Below are 15280 nucleotides of genomic sequence, written 5' to 3' on the forward strand. Positions count from 1 at the left end.
GGTCAGGCCATCTCCGCAATTTGCTCGCGATCGTCGCTTTCCAGCAGCGCGAAGCGCGCGTTCTCGATCCGCTCGACTTCCGCGGCGGGCACGTAGTAATCGACGTCCTGGTCGTACGAACGCGCGATGAACGTTGCGATCATGCCGATCAGACCGACGGCTGCGAACAGCCACATGTGCCACACCATCGCAAAGCCGAACAGCAGGCTGAATGCCGCGATGATGAAACCCGCCGACGTGTTGCGCGGCATGTGGATGTCTTCGTACTGCTTCGGCTGTACGTAGGCACGTCCCGACTGCTTGTCGTCCCAGTGCTGTTCCAGCGACGTGATGACGGGAACGTGCGCGAAGTTGTAGAACGGCGCGGGCGATGCCGTCGACCATTCGAGGCTGCGCGCATTCCACGGATCACCCGTGACGTCGCGGTTCTGCTCGCGATTGCGGATGCTCACCGCGAACTGGATCAGCAGCGCGAGAATGCCCATGCCGACCACGACGGCGCCCACCAGCGCGACGACGAGCCACACATGCCACTCGGGCACCGAGTAGTGATTCATGCGGCGCGTCATGCCTTCGAAGCCGAGGATGTACAGCGGCGTGAACGCGAGCCAGTAACCGACCAGCCAGCACCAGAACGCGACCTTGCCCCAGAACTCGTCGAGCGTGAAGCCGAACACTTTCGGGAACCAGTAGCTGATGCCCGCGAGACAACCAAACACCACACCGCCGATGATCACGTTATGGAAGTGCGCCACGAGAAACAGGCTGTTGTGCAGCACGAAGTCCGCGCCCGGTACCGCAAGCAGCACGCCCGTCATCCCGCCGACGGCGAACGTCACCATAAAGCCGATCGTCCACAGCGTCGACGAGTGATAGCGGATACGGCCGCGATACATCGTGAACAGCCAGTTGAACAGCTTCACGCCCGTCGGCACCGAAATGATCGACGTCATGATGCCGAAGAACGCGTTGACGTTCGCACCCGATCCCATCGTGAAGAAGTGATGCAGCCAGACGAAGAACGACAGAATGCCGATCGACGACGTCGCGTACACCATCGACTTGTAGCCGAACAGCGGCTTGCCCGAGAACGTCGCGATGATCTCCGAGAATGCGCCGAACGCGGGCAGGATCAGGATGTACACCTCCGGGTGTCCCCAGACCCAGATCAGGTTGATGTACATCATCGCGTTGCCACCCAGCTCGTTCGTGAAGAAGTGCATGTCGAGATAGCGGTCCATCGTGAGCAGCGCGAGGGTGCCCGTCAACACGGGAAACACGGCGACGATCAGGATGTTCGTGATCAATGCAGTCCAGCAGAACACGGGCATCTTCATCAGGTTCAGACCCGGCGCGCGCATGCGCAGGATCGTCACGATGAAGTTGATGCCGCTCAGCGTCGTGCCTAAACCCGAGACCTGTAGCGACCATATGTAGTAGTCGACGCCCGTTGTCGGACTGTAGCCAAGCTCCGACAACGGCGGATACGCGACCCAGCCCGTCGCCGCGAAATCGCCGACGAACATCGAGATCATCACCAGCACCGCGCCGACCACCGACAGCCAGAAGCCGAGCGAGTTGACGAACGGATACGCGACGTCACGCGCGCCGAGTTGCAGCGGCACGACGACGTTCATCAGGCCGAGAATCAGCGGCGTGGCGACGAAGAAGATCATGATCACGCCGTGCGCGGTGAAGATCTGATCGTAGTGATGCGGCGGCAGATAGCCTGCTGATTCGCCAAAAGCAATGGCCTGCTGTGCGCGCATCATGATCGCGTCGGCGAAACCGCGCAGCAGCATGATAAGCGCGAGAATGATGTACATCACGCCGATCCGCTTGTGATCGACTGACGTGATCCACTCCTTCCACAGATACGACCATTTGCCCGCATACGTGATCGCGCCGAGCAACGCGAGACCGCCCAGAATGACGACGCCGAGCGTGCCCATGATGATGGGCTCGTGATACGGAATCGCATCGAGCGTAAGTTTTCCAAACATTTCCACTACTCCGATACCAAAGCTGCGTGTGAAGGCAGGCGTGCCGGCTTGACGTACATGTCCGCGTTGGCCGTCGTGCAGATGGGGCGGCCGCTTGCATCGCGCATGTACTGATAGACGATGCCGTCGAACAGTCCCGGCGCCACGTTGCTATATAGCGTTACGGCGTTCTTTCTGCTCGGCTGCTGCAATACGTCGTAGGCGGCGACATCGAGCGCTTTCGGCGATGCCTTTGCGTGTGCGACCCACGCATCGAACTCGCCGCGGCTCGTGACGACCGTGTTGAAGTCCATATCGGAGAAGCCCGGTCCGCTGAATGCCGACGAACGGCCCGCATACGTGCCCTCGCTGTTTGCGATCAGATGCAACTGCGTCTGCATGCCGGACATCGCGTAGACCTGGCTGCCCAGTTGCGGAATGAAGAACGAGTTCATCAGCGATTCCGCCGTCAAGCGGAAATCAACAGGCGTATCGACAGGCAGCGCGAGCTGGTTGACGGACGCCACGCCGTAGTCCGGGTAAATGAACAGCCACTTCCAGTTCAGCGCGACCACTTCCACGCGAACGGGCTTCACGTCGGATTCGAGCGGCTTGTATGGATCGAGGCTGTGCGTTGTCTTCCATATCAGCACAGCAAGGGTCGCGACGATGATGCAGGGAATCGTCCACACGACGACTTCGATCGCGGTCGAATGGGCCCACGTCGGCGCGTACTTCGCCTTCGTGTTGGACTCGCGGTAGCGCCACGCAAAGTACAGCGTCAGCGCGATCACGGGAATCACGACGAGCAGCATCAGCCCGAGCGCGATCAGGATCAGGTTCTTCTCCTGAACGCCGATGTCGCCTTTCGGATCGAACAGAACCATGCTGCAGCCGCCGAGCAGGCTCAACGCGCCCGCCGCAACGACGCGACCGGCGCGAACGAGATGTCTTCGGATTGGATGAGAGCGGGGCCAGCGTCCCGCTGTATGGGGAGAACCCCCGGGTGTAGGTGGGTTGCGCATGCTTTCAGGTTGGTTGCCGGGTTACATAGCCCCATGCATCTATCCCCCAACCGTCATTCAGACGCGACTGTCCCGCCACGGCGATGGCCTTCCGGCGGATACATACATAGGCTATGGCGGCGCATGCTAGAGTAAGACATATGCCATACATGCGCGACAAGATGCCACACATGCCTGTTTCATCACCTTCACGCAAGCGTGCCGCGCGACGGCCCGACTGGATCACCGGCTTCACCGAGAACGGCAAGGCGCGCTATCTGCAGATCGTCGATCTGATCGAACGCGCCGTCGCGGACGGCAGGCTGAACCCCGGCGACCGTCTGCCGCCCCAGCGCAAGCTCGCGGAGATGATCGGCGTCGATCTGACTACGGTCACGCGCGGTTTTGCCGAAGCACATCGACGCAACCTGATCGAATCGCGCGGACCGCTCGGTACGTTCATCGCGCCGCCCAAGGCGACGTTCATGCAGCAGATCGACCTGAGCATGAACATTCCGCCTTCCCCCGCCGATCTCGATCTTGCCGTGTTGCTCAGGCGCGGGCTGTCGCAGGTGCTCGTGCGCAGCGACATCGATCTGCTGATGACGTATCAGCTGGGCGGCGGCAGCGACACGGACCGTCAGGCGGGCGCGGCATGGCTAAAGCCCATTCTCGGGCGCGTGGACCCGTCGCGCGTGATCGTGACGCCGGGTGCGCACTCGGCACTCGCCGCGCTGATTCTTGCGCTCACGAAGCCGAACGCGCCCATCTTCACCGAGCAACTCATTTATCCGGGTCTGCCGCTGATCGCGCGGCAACTGGGGCGCACGCTGGACGTGATCGACTGCGACGAACACGGCATGCGGCCTGACGCGCTCGACGCGGCCTGCACGCGTGCGAACGGCGGGCTCATCTATCTGAACCCGACCATTCGCAACCCGACCGCGCAAACGATGCCCGCAGAGCGTCGCAAGGATCTGCTCGCCGTCGCGGCGCGCCATGACATTCCCGTGGTCGAGGACGATCCGTACTGGCTTTTCGCCGACGACGCACCCGCGCCGCTTGCGACGCTCGCGCCGCAGCAGGTGTATTACCTGTCGACGTTGTCCAAGTGCATCTCGCCCGGCTTGCGCGCGGCGTTTCTCGTGCTGCCTGCTGCCGGCGCGCAAGAAACGTTCTTGAAGGCGCTGCGCTCGCTCTCGCTGATGTCGCCGCCACTGACCACCTCACTGGTCACGCAATGGATACTCGACGGCACCGCGACGGAAGTGCTGGCGGGCATTCTGAAGGAATCGCGGGAACGTCTGCTGGCAGCGAATCAGATACTGTCGACGGTCAGCATGGCGGCGGCGAGCGGCGCGATTCACGTGTGGCAGCCGTTGCCCGCGCATTGGGCCGCGCAAAGCCTCGCGGCAGCGGCGCGCACGGAAGGTCTCGTCGTTGCGCCCTCTTCCGCGTTTTGCCTGGACGGTAACGTGCCGAACGCGATCCGCATCTCGCTCGGCGGCTGCGCACGGCGCACGGAATTGACGTCGGCGTTGCGCAAACTCGCGGCACTGGTCGAACGCAAGCCGTCGGATGAAGACCGCTTGCTGATCTAGCGCGCGTTCGTCATGTATCGCATCTGCTGCGCTGAATTCTCCGCCAACTGCTTCTATACGAAAGGCGCGCGCGAAACAATAATGCCGTCAACGTCGCTTCGGGCATTTCCTTCCTCCTTTTAACCGGAGCGCGTCGGGATCACTGCGCGAGTGCCCGCGGCTTAGGCCACCAACCCGCAGAGCTTTGCAGCAGCCATGTTGTATGGCGCGTGGCAAGCACTAAACCTCGGCATCCATAAGATGCCGAGGTTTTTTTATTGCAGTGAGAAAACGGGTCGATCTGTCAGCGCATGCCGCCGCTCGCGACGATGCGTTCGCCCGTCAGCCAGCCCGAATCGTCAGAAGCGAGGAACACCGCGATCGACGCGATATCGCGCGGCTGACCCACGCGGCCCAGCGGCGTCTGGCTCACGGCCATCGTTTCGAAATCGGAGCCGACGATGCCTGCTTCGTGCGTGCCTTCCGTGATCACGATGCCCGGATTGATCGCGTTGACGCGAATCTGTTTCGGCCCGAGTTCGCGCGACAGCACGCCCGTGATCGCGTCGACAGCGCCCTTCGTGCCGCTATAGACGGCGCTCGTCGGCGGCGTGATCGTGGTGACGACCGAGCTGATGTTGATGATGCTCGCGCCTTCCTTCAGATGCTTGAGCGCCGCTTGCGTCGTGAGCAGCAGGCCGAGCACGTTGATATTGAACTGGCGGTGGAACTGGTCTTCAGTGAACTCTTCAATCGGCGCGAGTTCGTAGACGCCGGAATTGTTCACGAGGATGTCGAGCTTTCCATACGTTTCGACGGCGGCATTGATGATGCCCTCTGCGTCCGCCGCCTTCGACACATCGCCGCCAACCGCGATCGCCTTGCCTTGCGCTGCTGTAATCTCGGCGACGACTGCATCCGCAGCGGCTTTGCTGCTCGAGTAGTTGACCACCACGGAAGCGCCTTGCGCGGCGAGCGCTTTCGCGATTCCCGCGCCGATGCCCTTCGATGCGCCCGTGACGACAGCAACTTTCCCTGCAAGCTTGCTCATGATCTGTTTCCTCAATCGATTCGATACCGTTGAACGGGGACATGTGCTTCTCGAAGCACACGGCCTGCGATGGAGAGAATGTAGACAGACGATTCGCCGCAATAAAGCGGCTCAGGGCGAATTGACTTGAAGGATCTGACGAACAATCGACGATGAACGCGTACAGCGAGCCGCTCGCGTGGATTCTAGCGGCGGACGATGAAAGTGCGCGACGAAGGTACGCGAATTGTCCTGCGGAATGTCGCGCGCAATGTTCAACGTGCGTGACGATGCTGCAATCGTCACATCAAAGGCATGACGGTCGGATAGCTCAGATGCGCGCGTGCTTCCTTCACGCCCTTCACTTCGAGCGCGGCAATGCAGAGCGCCTGCTCTTCTTCTTCGGACTGGATCACGCCCCACAGATGCGCGACGCCGTCCTTGACGATGACGTTTTCTTTCGGCAACGCCCAGCGTTTGCCGCGTAATGCAGCGACGATAGCGTCGGCGATTTCGCGGTCGCTGCCTGATGGACCGTCCTGCGTTTGCTTCGGCGCGGGCGCACTCGCCAGCGCGCGAATCAGGTTGCCGCGCGTGACGATGCCGACCAGTTCGCCGCTTCGCATCACAGGCACGCGTTTGATCCGGCGCGTCTCCATCAATTCGGCGATGTCCGCGACAGGCGTCTGCTCGTCGACGGAAAACACGGTCGTGCTCATCACGTCCTCGACCTTGCGCCCATGTTCCTTGATGAACGTGCTCGCAAGATCGCGCGTCGTCGAAAACAGTTCGAGCCAGCGCGAGCGCTTCGTTTCGGTTCCCGTCTCGACCCGGTGCAGCAAATCGCCTTCGCTGACGATACCCACCAGCGCACCGTCCGCATCCACGACAGGCATGCCGCTGATCCTGCTGTCGACGAGGCGTTGCGCGGCTTCCTGCACGGTCATGTCCGGTTGCGCACAGATCACGGACGGCGTCATCACATCGATAGCTAACATGTTGTTCTCCTTGGTACACGACATAGTGTGTGCCGACGTGAGCGTGACGGTTTGATTGAAGTCAACCGGATCCGAAGCATGCGATGACGGGCACAAACGCCGCGTGCGAGCGTCTATAGTGAGTGCACGATTCATGTGCATATATCGCGGAGGACATCATGACCAATCCAGTCGATTTGGAACGCACCACGGACCGCGCATTCCAGCGCGTGCTGCTGGCCGTCGACGGCGGCGAAGCGAGTCTGCGCGCGGCGCAATACACGAACGCGCTGTTCAGCGGCCGAGCGTCGATCGCCGCGATATCGGTTGCGCAAAATCCGCGCACGCTGTTTCCGCTCGGCGCGGCGACCCAGGCGTTTCTCTCCGCCGCACGCGACGAACTGCTCAGCGACGCTCGCGCCGCGTTGCAACGAATCGGCGCGCTGTTTTCCGGTGCGCTCGAAACGGACGTGATCGATCTGTCGAAGCGCGACGGCGACACGGTGCAGGCGCTGCTCGACACTGCTGCTCACTGGCAGGCGGACCTGATCGTGATGGGCGCACGGCATCATCGCGGGTTGCTGCGCTGGGTCGAGGGTGCCGTCTCCGAGCCCGTCACGCGGCGCGCGAACAGTTCGCTGCTGCTCGTGCCGGAAAGCTGCCGCGCCCGCACCGACGCGCCGCCGCAGCGCATCCTGTTCGCGCTCGACGGCAGCGCGAATTCGCTCGGCGCGCTGCGCATGGGCCTTCAGCTTGCATCGGCGGACACGCAGTTGCGTGCGATCTACGTCGTCGATCGCGCGGTGCATCTGTTCGATATCGCGCCCGTCGACATGCTCGAAAGCGCGTTCCACGAAGAAGGACGCGTGGCGCTCGATCTCGCCGGGCGCATCTTCGCCAGCGAGGGCCGCACGGCGGAAACCGCGCTCATCGAAACGCACAGAACAGGCGACGACGTGCCGCATGCGATCGTCCGCGACGCGGAGCAATGGAACGCCGACCTGGTCGTCGTCGGCACGCATGGACGGCGCGGTGTCGCGCGCTGGTTTCTCGGCAGCGTAGCGACGCGTACGCTAAGGCTCGCCGATACGCCCGTTCTGCTGGCGCGCGTGCCCGAGTTGACGCAGCCGACCTGAGCGGAGCGCGCCGCACGTCGCGAAGAGCGCTTTCCGCGCGCTTGATCTGCATCAATCCGCCCGGTGCGAAGCATGGGACGATGGACCTACGTTCTTTCGGAGGTCCGCATGCGGAAGATGCCTTCCATGCGCGGACGGCACGCCATGACCAAACCGCTTTTCCGCATCGGCGCCGCGCTGCTCAATACGCCCGCGCCACGGCCTGTCGAAGGCACACCCGTTCCCTACATCGGCTTCGCGCCCGCACATCGCACGGGCGGCATGCCCTTGTTCGACGCGCTCGCCGCGAGGCAGACGTCGCGCGAATTCGCGGAAACGCCGCTCGATCACGGCACGCTCGGCGATCTGCTGTGGGCCGCCGACGGCGTCAACCGCGAGCGTGAAGGCGGCCGCACTGCGCCATCGGCGCTCGGTGGCTATGAAATCGATATCTATGTGCTGCTGGCAAGCGGCGCGTACCGATACGACGTCGCCGCGCACGCACTCACGCTCGTCGCCTGCGCCGATCTGCGCGCGATGACGGGCTATCAGGAGTTCCTCGGCCACGCGCCCGTCAATCTCGTCTACGTCGCGGACCTGACGCGCATGCACGACGTGCCGCACGCACAGCGCGAAGCGTTCGCGTCGGCGAGCGCGGGCGCGATCCTGCAGAACGTGTACCTGTATTGCGCATCGACGGGACTGGCAGCCGCCGCGCGCGGCTGGATGAATCGCACGGGCTCGCCACCAATCTGAAACTGCCTGTCGGTTCGGTGGCGCTGCTCGCGCAGACGGTCGGGCATTTCGCTGCCGGACGCGGACCTCGTTCGGCAGATGAAGACTTTGCAACAACGGCGTGCTGAGCACGCACGCCGTTCGACATTCGATCCGTTGAATCAGGCCTCTTCCTGCGGCTCGCTGCCGCGCACCAGCAGCACGGGACATTGCGACATCCGCACGAAGCGCTCCGCGACGCTGCCGAGCACGAGCCGCTTGACGCCGCGCCGTCCATGCGTGCCGAGCACGACGAGTTCCGCGCCTGTCTTTTCGGCGCAGCGTTGCAGCGCCTGCGCGACATCGTCGTTCAGTTGCTCCGTTTCGACGAGTTCGGTCTCGCACGCGACACCCGACTGTTTGCAAACAACCTGCACATCTTCCAGTGCGATACGTCCGTCGGCACGCAATGCGTCCGTCAACACGACGGGGTCGAAGTATCCGGCATAGCTGAAGAGCGGCGACGTATCGACGATAAAGACGGCATGCACCGTCCCGCTCGTCAGCGAGGCCATTTTCACGGCTTCCTGAACCGCCTGCTTCGACGTGTGACTGCCGTCCACGGCCACGAGGATTTTCTTGTACATGATGAGACTCCATGAAATGCGCCAAATGTGGGAGCGCAACGCCGCGCTCCAGAAAAACAGAGGGATTCGTCACACGACCCAGTCGGTCTGACCCAGCTTCGCCAGCCGATGCCGGATCTTCTGGCCGAACCCTTGCCGCTTGGTGCCGTCGATACGCCGGCGCAAGTCGTACGCCGTGATCGCGCAGACGGCCAGCGGCGCCTTGCCCGCAGCCTTCGCCATCTGATCGAGCGCCGGCTTGCTGCCGCGTCCGCCGAGCGTGCAGAACAGCGCGACATGCCGGATACGCGCGCGCTGTGCCTTCAGCCAAGCGACGGCCGGCGCGGACGCGCGGCTGGCCCACACAGGCGTGCCGACCACGATGGCGTCGTAGGCGGACAGATCGTGGATGGGCGCCAGTACGCGGACTTCGCGACGACGCAGCGCATCGAGCAGCGAGCGCACGTAGCCGCGCGCCCCCGAACGCGCGGTGTGTGCGCCTTGTTCGCGGATCGCTTCGATGTCGGCGCCCAGTTCCGACGCGAGCAGTTCCGCGATGCGCTGCGTCGTGCCGCTGCGCGAGTAGTAGACGACGAGGATCCTGCGTGGCGCGGACATGACGGATACTCCCTTTCTCGCAGTGCCGGTGATGCCAGCTTAAAGGGCAGCCGCGATGCACCGCTGATGCAGATCAAACACGCTTATCAGGAAACCTCGATCAGCACCTTCAGCGCATGCGTGCTTGCCGCATGGGAAAACGTTTCGTACGCCGCGAGCATGTCGTCGAGCGCGAAGCGATGCGTGATCAGCTGCTTCGGATCGAGCCGCCCGGCGCGCACGGTTTTCAGCAGCATCGGCGTGCTGACGGTATCGACAAGACGTGTTGTGATCGAGATGTTGCGGTCCCACAGCTTTTCGATGTGCAGATCGCACTTCACGCCGTGCACGCCGACATTCGCGATCGTGCCGCCCGGCGCGATCAACGCTTCGCACAGTTCGAACGTCGCGGGCACGCCTACGGCTTCGATCGCGCAGTCCACGCCCGTCGACTCCGTCAGCGCCATGACTTGCGCGACGGCGTCTTCGTGACGATTGTCGATGCAGGCCGTCGCGCCGAAACGCTGCGCGACTTCGAGCCGGTTCGGGTCGGGATCGATCATGATGATCTGCGCGGGCGAATAGAACTGCGCCGTCAGCAGCGACGCGAGCCCGATCGGCCCCGCGCCGACGATGGCCACCGTGCTGCCCGGCTGAACCTTGCCGTTGAGCACGCCGCATTCGAAGCCTGTCGGCAGGATGTCGGAGAGCATCACGAGCGCCTCTTCGTCGAGGCCGGCGGGAATGCGGTAAAGACTCGTCTGCGCATGCGGAGTGCGCACGTATTCGGCCTGCGTGCCGTCGATCCGATTGCCGAGAATCCATCCGCCCGTCGTGCAATGCGAGTACATGCCGCGCCGGCAATAGTCGCACTGCCCGCACGACGAGATGCACGACACCAGCACGTGATCGCCGACGGCAAGGCCGCTGACCGCGCTGCCAAGACGGTGCACGACGCCCACGCCCTCATGACCGAGGACGCGCCCCGGTTCGCAGGTCGGCACGTCGCCCTTGAGGATGTGCAGGTCGGTGCCGCAAATGGTCGTCCGCGTCATGCGGACGATGGCATCCGTCGGCGCGGCGAGTTCGGGCATCGGACGTTCGTCGAGCGACTTCTCGCCGGGACCGTGATAAACGAGTGCTTTCATAAAAGTCCTCCATTGAAGGTATGAAGCAGTTCACACGGAGCAATCTAGGCTTACGCCGGAAGACGTGCTTGACGTCGATCAAACGATGCCTACCCTTACCTGATGATAGGCAAACGATGCACGATGCGACACCGCTTGATCTGCATCAATCGAGGCTGCGCGCCGGACCGTAGACTCGATTTCATCGCGGGCCGCGGCCCGCCCCACGTCTCTCTGTTCTGGAGCAACGGTGATGAGTTACAAGAACATCCTCGTGCAACTCGATACGGGCGCGCATGCGCATCCGCGCCTCGAAATCGCGCTGCGTCTCGCGCATCAGTTTCATGCGCAGCTGACGGGTCTTTTCACCACGTACATTCCCGATCCGCACGCGTTCTTCGTGATGGCGGGCACCGCGTCCTATTACGCGGAGCACGAGCGTCAGCGCAACGAGCGCAGCGCAGCGCTGGAGCGCCTCTTTCATGCGGAAGCGGCGCGCGCGAAGGTCGAGGCCCGCTGGATCTCCGCGCCCGGCTATGCGAACGACGTCGTGCCGCCGTATGCGCGCCTCGCCGATCTCGTGATCGCGGGACAGGCCGATCCGCAAGACCCGGAGTCGTTCATCGCCGATCAGTTCGCCGAGCATCTGCTGATGTCGGCGGGCCGTCCGGTCCTGCTGGTGCCCGCGTGCGGCGCGCACGCGACGCTCGGGCAACGCGTGCTCGTCGCGTGGGACGGCAGCCGCGAAGCGACGCGCGCGATCCACGACGCGATGCCGTTCCTCTCGCATGCCGCCGACGTCACGCTGCTCACCGTCAACGCGACGCGCGACGAGCCGCCCGCGTGGCGCATTCCGGGCTCCGACATCGCGCTGACAATCGCGCGTCACGGCGTGAAGGTGAACGTGCGCGAACTTTCCGCCGACGACGACACCGCGATCGGCGACGTGCTGCTGTCGCAGGCGGCCGAAACGGGCTGCGACATGATCGTGATGGGCGCGTACGCGCATTCGCGTTTGCACGAACTCGTGCTCGGCGGCGCGACGCGCACCGTTCTCCAGTCGATGACCGTGCCCGTGCTGCTGTCGCATTGAGCACACGAAAAAGGAACTGACATGAGCTACAAGACCCTGCTCGTCCATATCGACGATAGCCGCCGAAGCGACACGCGCGTCGCACTCGCGCTCGAACTCGCGCAGCGCTGGGATGCGCATCTGATTGGCCTGTACGTCGTTTGCCAGGATCTGTTCCGGCCCATCTTCCGGCAGGACAAAACGCTATCGTTCGCGCAGATCGAAGCGCAGGAAGCGGATCGCCGCGAGAAGGCGGAGAACGCGTTCCTTGCCGCCGCCGAGCGCGCGGGACGCAGCGCCGAGTGGCGCGCGCCGCCCGGACCCGCGCTCGACGTCGCGATGCTGCATGCGCGGCACGCCGATCTGCTCGTGCTAGGCCAGGAAGATCCGAACGATCCCACCTCGTTCGTCGCGCCGCATTTCGTCGGCGATCTGGTGCTGGGCGCGGGCCGCCCCGCGCTCGTCCTGCCGTATGCGGGCGAGGTGCGCACGCTCGGTGAAAACGTGCTGGTCGCGTGGGACGGCAGCCGTGAAGCGGCGCGCGCCGCCGCCGACGCGCTGCCCTTGTTGCAACGGGCGCGCCATGTCGGCATCGAAATCGTGCGCGGGTATGTGCATGGACAGCATCCCGACGAAGCGCCCGAAGGCATCGACGTCGCCGCGTGGCTCGACGCGCATGGCGTGCGCGCCGCGTTCTCGACGACGCCGCATACCGTCGGCGTCGGCGCGGGCGCGACGCTGCTCAATCGCGCATCGGACCTGCACGCGGATCTGCTGGTGATGGGCGCGTACGGCCATGCTCGCGCGCGAGAACGCGTGTTCGGCGGCGTCACGCGCACCATGCTCGAATCGATGACGGTGCCCGTGCTGATGTCGCATTGATGGCATCAAGGGCGAGACGCCATGCGCGTCTCTCGCGATGAAGGCCCGGATGAAATTCGACGTCGACGTTCCTCGCAAGCCTCGAGCGTTCCCGATCCGGCCGAACGCGCGGCTCGCCGCGCCCGTTGCGTTGAGCGTCGTCGCGTCTGTGCTCGCCGTTGTCGTCATGCTGGCTGTCGTGGCGTCGGACGGCACCGCTCATACGCGGCCGGCGACGTTCGCGCTGGTCGCGGCGCTGTGCGTGCTGGCGCTGGCGGGGGCTGTCGTCGGTGCGCTCGGCGCTGCGCGGGCGTCGGCCCTGGCGCTTGCTTCGCCCGAAGCCCGCCGCGACGAAGCACGCATGATGGGCATCATCCGCTCGTCGATGGAAGCGATCATCACCATCGACGAAGCGCAGAACATCGTGATCTTCAATCCCACCGCCGAGCGCATTTTCGGCGTGCCTGCCGCGCAAACAATCGGCACGCCGCTCGCACGTTTCATCCCGCAGCGGTTTCGCGACATGCACGCACAGCACGTCGCGCTGTTCGGTGCGACAGGCGTCTCCGAGCGGCAGATGGGGCATCAGCCCGTGCTCTACGGCCTGCGCGCGAACGGCGAGGAATTTCCGCTCGAAGCCTCCATTTCGCAGATCCGCGAAGACGCCGGCAAGCTCTATACGGTGATGCTGCGCGACGTGACCGAGCGTGTGAAAGCGGAAGACGCGCTGAGACAGTCGCGCGAAGAACTGCGCCGGCTGTCGGCGAATCTTCAGAATGTGCGTGAAGAAGAAAAGACGCGCATCGCGCGCGAATTGCACGACGATCTGGGGCAGCAACTGACCGCGCTGAAAATGGATCTGTCTGCGCTCGATCACGCGCTGAATCACAGCCTCGCTCCGCCCGAGCACGACGCCGCTGTGCGCCTGCGCGGCATGCTGCGCACGATCGACTCGACGGTGGCGTCGCTGCGCCGTATCGCCGCCGATCTGCGGCCCGTGATGCTCGACGATCTCGGCCTCTTGCCCGCCATCGACTGGCTCGCGAACGACTTCACGAATCGCTACGGCATCGAGGTCGAACGGCGTATCGAGGCGAACGACGCGGCCTTCACGAAGGATGCCGCGACCGCGCTGTTCCGCATCGTGCAGGAAGCGCTGACGAATGTCGCGCGTCACGCGGACGCCACCGTGGTCGACCTGACGTTGCATGTTGCGAGCCAGCACTACGTGCTGCGCATCGCGGATAATGGCCGTGGTGCCGCCGATCCGCACGCGGGCGCGGGCCCGGCCGAAGACAAGTCGTTCGGGCTGATCGGCGTGCGCGAACGGGCCCATATGCTGGGCGGCGCCGTGCAGATCGATACGGCCGCGAACGAAGGCTTTGCACTGACGGTCACTTTTCCCTTGCAGGCCGTGCAACAGGAACACACGCATCCATGATCAAGGTTTTGCTTGCCGACGACCACACGCTCGTACGCGACGGGCTGCGCCACATCCTGCAATCCGCGAGCGGATTCGAGGTGGCGGGCGAGGCCTGCGACAGCGCGACCACCGTTGCGCTGGTCCGCGCCACCGACGCGCACGTGCTGGTGCTCGACCTGTCGATGCCCGGCCGCAACGGCATCGACCTGATCCGGCAGATCAAGGACGAAAAGCCCGCGCTGCGCATTCTCGTGCTGACCATGCATGCCGAGCAGCAATACGCGGTGCGCGCTTTCAAGGCCGGCGCGTCCGGCTACATGACAAAGGAAAGCGCGAGCGCCGAACTGGTCGGCGCCGTGACAAAGGTGGCGGCGGGCGGCGTCTATGTCAGTCTCGCGATGGCCGAGCGCTTCGCGCAGAACCTGAACGAACCCGCCGAAGCCTTGCCGCATCAACGTCTGTCGGACCGCGAATTCGACGTGTTCCGGCGGATCGTCGGCGGTCAGACGATCACCGAAATTGCCCACGAACTCTCCCTGAGCGTCAAAACCGTCAGCACGCACAAGACCCGCATCCTCGAAAAAATGCAGATGCCGAACGAAAACGGGCTCGTGCGCTATGCGATCCGCCACAAGCTGATCGACGACGAAGCCGATCTCTGACGGGGTAGGAATATTCCTATAGCTACTGCCTAAGTTCCTGGGCCCGCTTCAAGCATCTCCGATACTTTTTTGAGATAAGGCCGTCGATACTGGTAGACATGGATACCGCCGTGTCAGCCATTGCTTCGAAGGTCTATCTCGTCGATGCCGCCGTCGAAGTCAGACGCCGCCTCGCGCGTCTGCTCGGCGCGATCGCGGGCGTCGAAATCGCCGGCGAGGCCGAAGACGGCGACGCCGCGCTGGAAGGCATTCTTGCCAGCGACGCGGACATCGTCGTGCTCGACCTGCGCCTCGCCGATGGGACCAGCCTCGAACTGATCCAGGCGCTGTCGCGCAGCCATCCCGCCATCATCAAGATCGTGCTGACGAACCACACGGCGCGCGCGTTCCGTGCTGCCTGCGAGGCAGCGGGCGCCGATTTCTTCTTCGACAAGACATCTGAATTCGATGCGGCCTGCCACACGGTCGCAGGCATCGCACGCGCGCGCGCCGCGCGCCCGTGAATGAACA

13 protein-coding genes and 2 pseudogenes are annotated in these 15280 nt (G+C 63.9%); 8 read left to right on the plus strand and 7 right to left on the minus strand.

From position 1 onward, the window contains the following. Positions 1–2: 2 nt before the first annotated feature. Positions 3–2003: a cytochrome o ubiquinol oxidase subunit I gene (gene cyoB / locus QEN71_RS36895; RefSeq protein WP_201654981.1), complete on the minus strand. Its 2001-nt coding sequence runs from the start codon at positions 2001–2003 to the stop codon at positions 3–5. Positions 2004–2008: 5 nt separating this feature from the next. Further along, on the minus strand, positions 2009–2869 hold the full coding sequence (gene cyoA / locus QEN71_RS36900; RefSeq protein WP_233471995.1) for a ubiquinol oxidase subunit II: 861 nt from the start codon (positions 2867–2869) through the stop codon (positions 2009–2011). 308 nt (positions 2870–3177) lie between these two features. On the opposite strand from cyoA, the gene QEN71_RS36905 reads away from it, so the two are divergent. After that, a complete protein-coding gene (locus tag QEN71_RS36905) occupies positions 3178–4587 on the plus strand; it encodes an aminotransferase-like domain-containing protein (RefSeq protein WP_233471994.1) in 1410 nt (469 codons plus the stop codon). 283 nt (positions 4588–4870) lie between these two features. On the opposite strand, the gene QEN71_RS36910 is transcribed toward QEN71_RS36905, so the two are convergent. Further along, positions 4871–5617 (minus strand): glucose 1-dehydrogenase, encoded by a 747-nt coding sequence (locus QEN71_RS36910; RefSeq protein ID WP_201654978.1) that lies wholly within the window; start codon positions 5615–5617, stop codon positions 4871–4873. A 281-nt stretch (positions 5618–5898) separates the two neighbouring features. Then, positions 5899–6594: a CBS domain-containing protein gene (locus QEN71_RS36915; protein ID WP_201654975.1), complete on the minus strand. Its 696-nt coding sequence runs from the start codon at positions 6592–6594 to the stop codon at positions 5899–5901. A 158-nt stretch (positions 6595–6752) separates the two neighbouring features. Between QEN71_RS36915 and QEN71_RS36920 the strand changes: the two genes are divergently transcribed. Both QEN71_RS36920 and QEN71_RS36925 read left to right on the plus strand, forming a co-directional pair. Further along, positions 6753–7709, plus strand: coding sequence for a universal stress protein (locus QEN71_RS36920; protein WP_201654972.1), 957 nt, complete (start codon positions 6753–6755; stop codon positions 7707–7709). Between the two features lie 144 nt (positions 7710–7853). Then, a pseudogene (locus QEN71_RS36925) lies at positions 7854–8551 on the plus strand (nitroreductase family protein). A 33-nt stretch (positions 8552–8584) separates the two neighbouring features. On the opposite strand, the gene QEN71_RS36930 reads toward QEN71_RS36925, so the two are convergent. The 3 genes from QEN71_RS36930 to QEN71_RS36940 form a co-directional block, all read right to left on the minus strand. After that, a complete protein-coding gene (locus QEN71_RS36930) occupies positions 8585–9049 on the minus strand; it encodes a universal stress protein (RefSeq protein WP_201654969.1) in 465 nt (154 codons plus the stop codon). A 69-nt stretch (positions 9050–9118) separates the two neighbouring features. Beyond that, a complete protein-coding gene (locus tag QEN71_RS36935; RefSeq protein ID WP_201654966.1) occupies positions 9119–9646 on the minus strand; it encodes a flavodoxin family protein in 528 nt (175 codons plus the stop codon). Positions 9647–9732: 86 nt separating this feature from the next. After that, complete coding sequence (locus QEN71_RS36940) at positions 9733–10773, minus strand: zinc-dependent alcohol dehydrogenase family protein (RefSeq protein ID WP_201654963.1); 1041 nt, start codon at positions 10771–10773, stop codon at positions 9733–9735. A gap of 232 nt (positions 10774–11005) precedes the next feature. Between QEN71_RS36940 and QEN71_RS36945 the strand changes: the two genes are divergently transcribed. From QEN71_RS36945 to QEN71_RS36965, 5 genes and pseudogenes are all read left to right on the plus strand, one after another. After that, positions 11006–11845: a universal stress protein gene (locus tag QEN71_RS36945; protein WP_201654960.1), complete on the plus strand. Its 840-nt coding sequence runs from the start codon at positions 11006–11008 to the stop codon at positions 11843–11845. A 21-nt stretch (positions 11846–11866) separates the two neighbouring features. Then, positions 11867–12706: a universal stress protein gene (locus QEN71_RS36950; RefSeq protein WP_201654957.1), complete on the plus strand. Its 840-nt coding sequence runs from the start codon at positions 11867–11869 to the stop codon at positions 12704–12706. Between the two features lie 193 nt (positions 12707–12899). After that, positions 12900–14126, plus strand: a pseudogene (locus tag QEN71_RS36955) (PAS domain-containing sensor histidine kinase); the annotation flags it as partial. Next, positions 14123–14770, plus strand: coding sequence for a response regulator (locus QEN71_RS36960; protein ID WP_201654951.1), 648 nt, complete (start codon positions 14123–14125; stop codon positions 14768–14770). The pseudogene QEN71_RS36955 and the gene QEN71_RS36960, both read left to right, overlap by 4 nt. 98 nt (positions 14771–14868) lie before the next feature. After that, on the plus strand, positions 14869–15273 hold the full coding sequence (locus QEN71_RS36965) for a response regulator (RefSeq protein WP_201654948.1): 405 nt from the start codon (positions 14869–14871) through the stop codon (positions 15271–15273). Positions 15274–15280: the final 7 nt, after the last annotated feature.

This window comes from Paraburkholderia sabiae, assembly GCF_030412785.1.
GTDB lineage: Bacteria > Pseudomonadota > Gammaproteobacteria > Burkholderiales > Burkholderiaceae > Paraburkholderia > Paraburkholderia sabiae.

Coding starts and splice junctions, on each gene's coding strand:
- QEN71_RS36910 (WP_201654978.1), bottom strand. CDS start 5,617: ATGAGCAAGCTTGCAGGGAAAGTTGCTGTCGTCACGGGCGCATCGAAG.
- QEN71_RS36965 (WP_201654948.1), top strand. CDS start 14,869: ATGGATACCGCCGTGTCAGCCATTGCTTCGAAGGTCTATCTCGTCGAT.
- cyoB (WP_201654981.1), bottom strand. CDS start 2,003: ATGTTTGGAAAACTTACGCTCGATGCGATTCCGTATCACGAGCCCATC.
- QEN71_RS36945 (WP_201654960.1), top strand. CDS start 11,006: ATGAGTTACAAGAACATCCTCGTGCAACTCGATACGGGCGCGCATGCG.
- QEN71_RS36930 (WP_201654969.1), bottom strand. CDS start 9,049: ATGTACAAGAAAATCCTCGTGGCCGTGGACGGCAGTCACACGTCGAAG.
- QEN71_RS36920 (WP_201654972.1), top strand. CDS start 6,753: ATGACCAATCCAGTCGATTTGGAACGCACCACGGACCGCGCATTCCAG.
- QEN71_RS36935 (WP_201654966.1), bottom strand. CDS start 9,646: ATGTCCGCGCCACGCAGGATCCTCGTCGTCTACTACTCGCGCAGCGGC.
- QEN71_RS36905 (WP_233471994.1), top strand. CDS start 3,178: ATGCCTGTTTCATCACCTTCACGCAAGCGTGCCGCGCGACGGCCCGAC.
- QEN71_RS36915 (WP_201654975.1), bottom strand. CDS start 6,594: ATGTTAGCTATCGATGTGATGACGCCGTCCGTGATCTGTGCGCAACCG.
- QEN71_RS36940 (WP_201654963.1), bottom strand. CDS start 10,773: ATGAAAGCACTCGTTTATCACGGTCCCGGCGAGAAGTCGCTCGACGAA.
- QEN71_RS36960 (WP_201654951.1), top strand. CDS start 14,123: ATGATCAAGGTTTTGCTTGCCGACGACCACACGCTCGTACGCGACGGG.
- QEN71_RS36950 (WP_201654957.1), top strand. CDS start 11,867: ATGAGCTACAAGACCCTGCTCGTCCATATCGACGATAGCCGCCGAAGC.
- cyoA (WP_233471995.1), bottom strand. CDS start 2,869: ATGGTTCTGTTCGATCCGAAAGGCGACATCGGCGTTCAGGAGAAGAAC.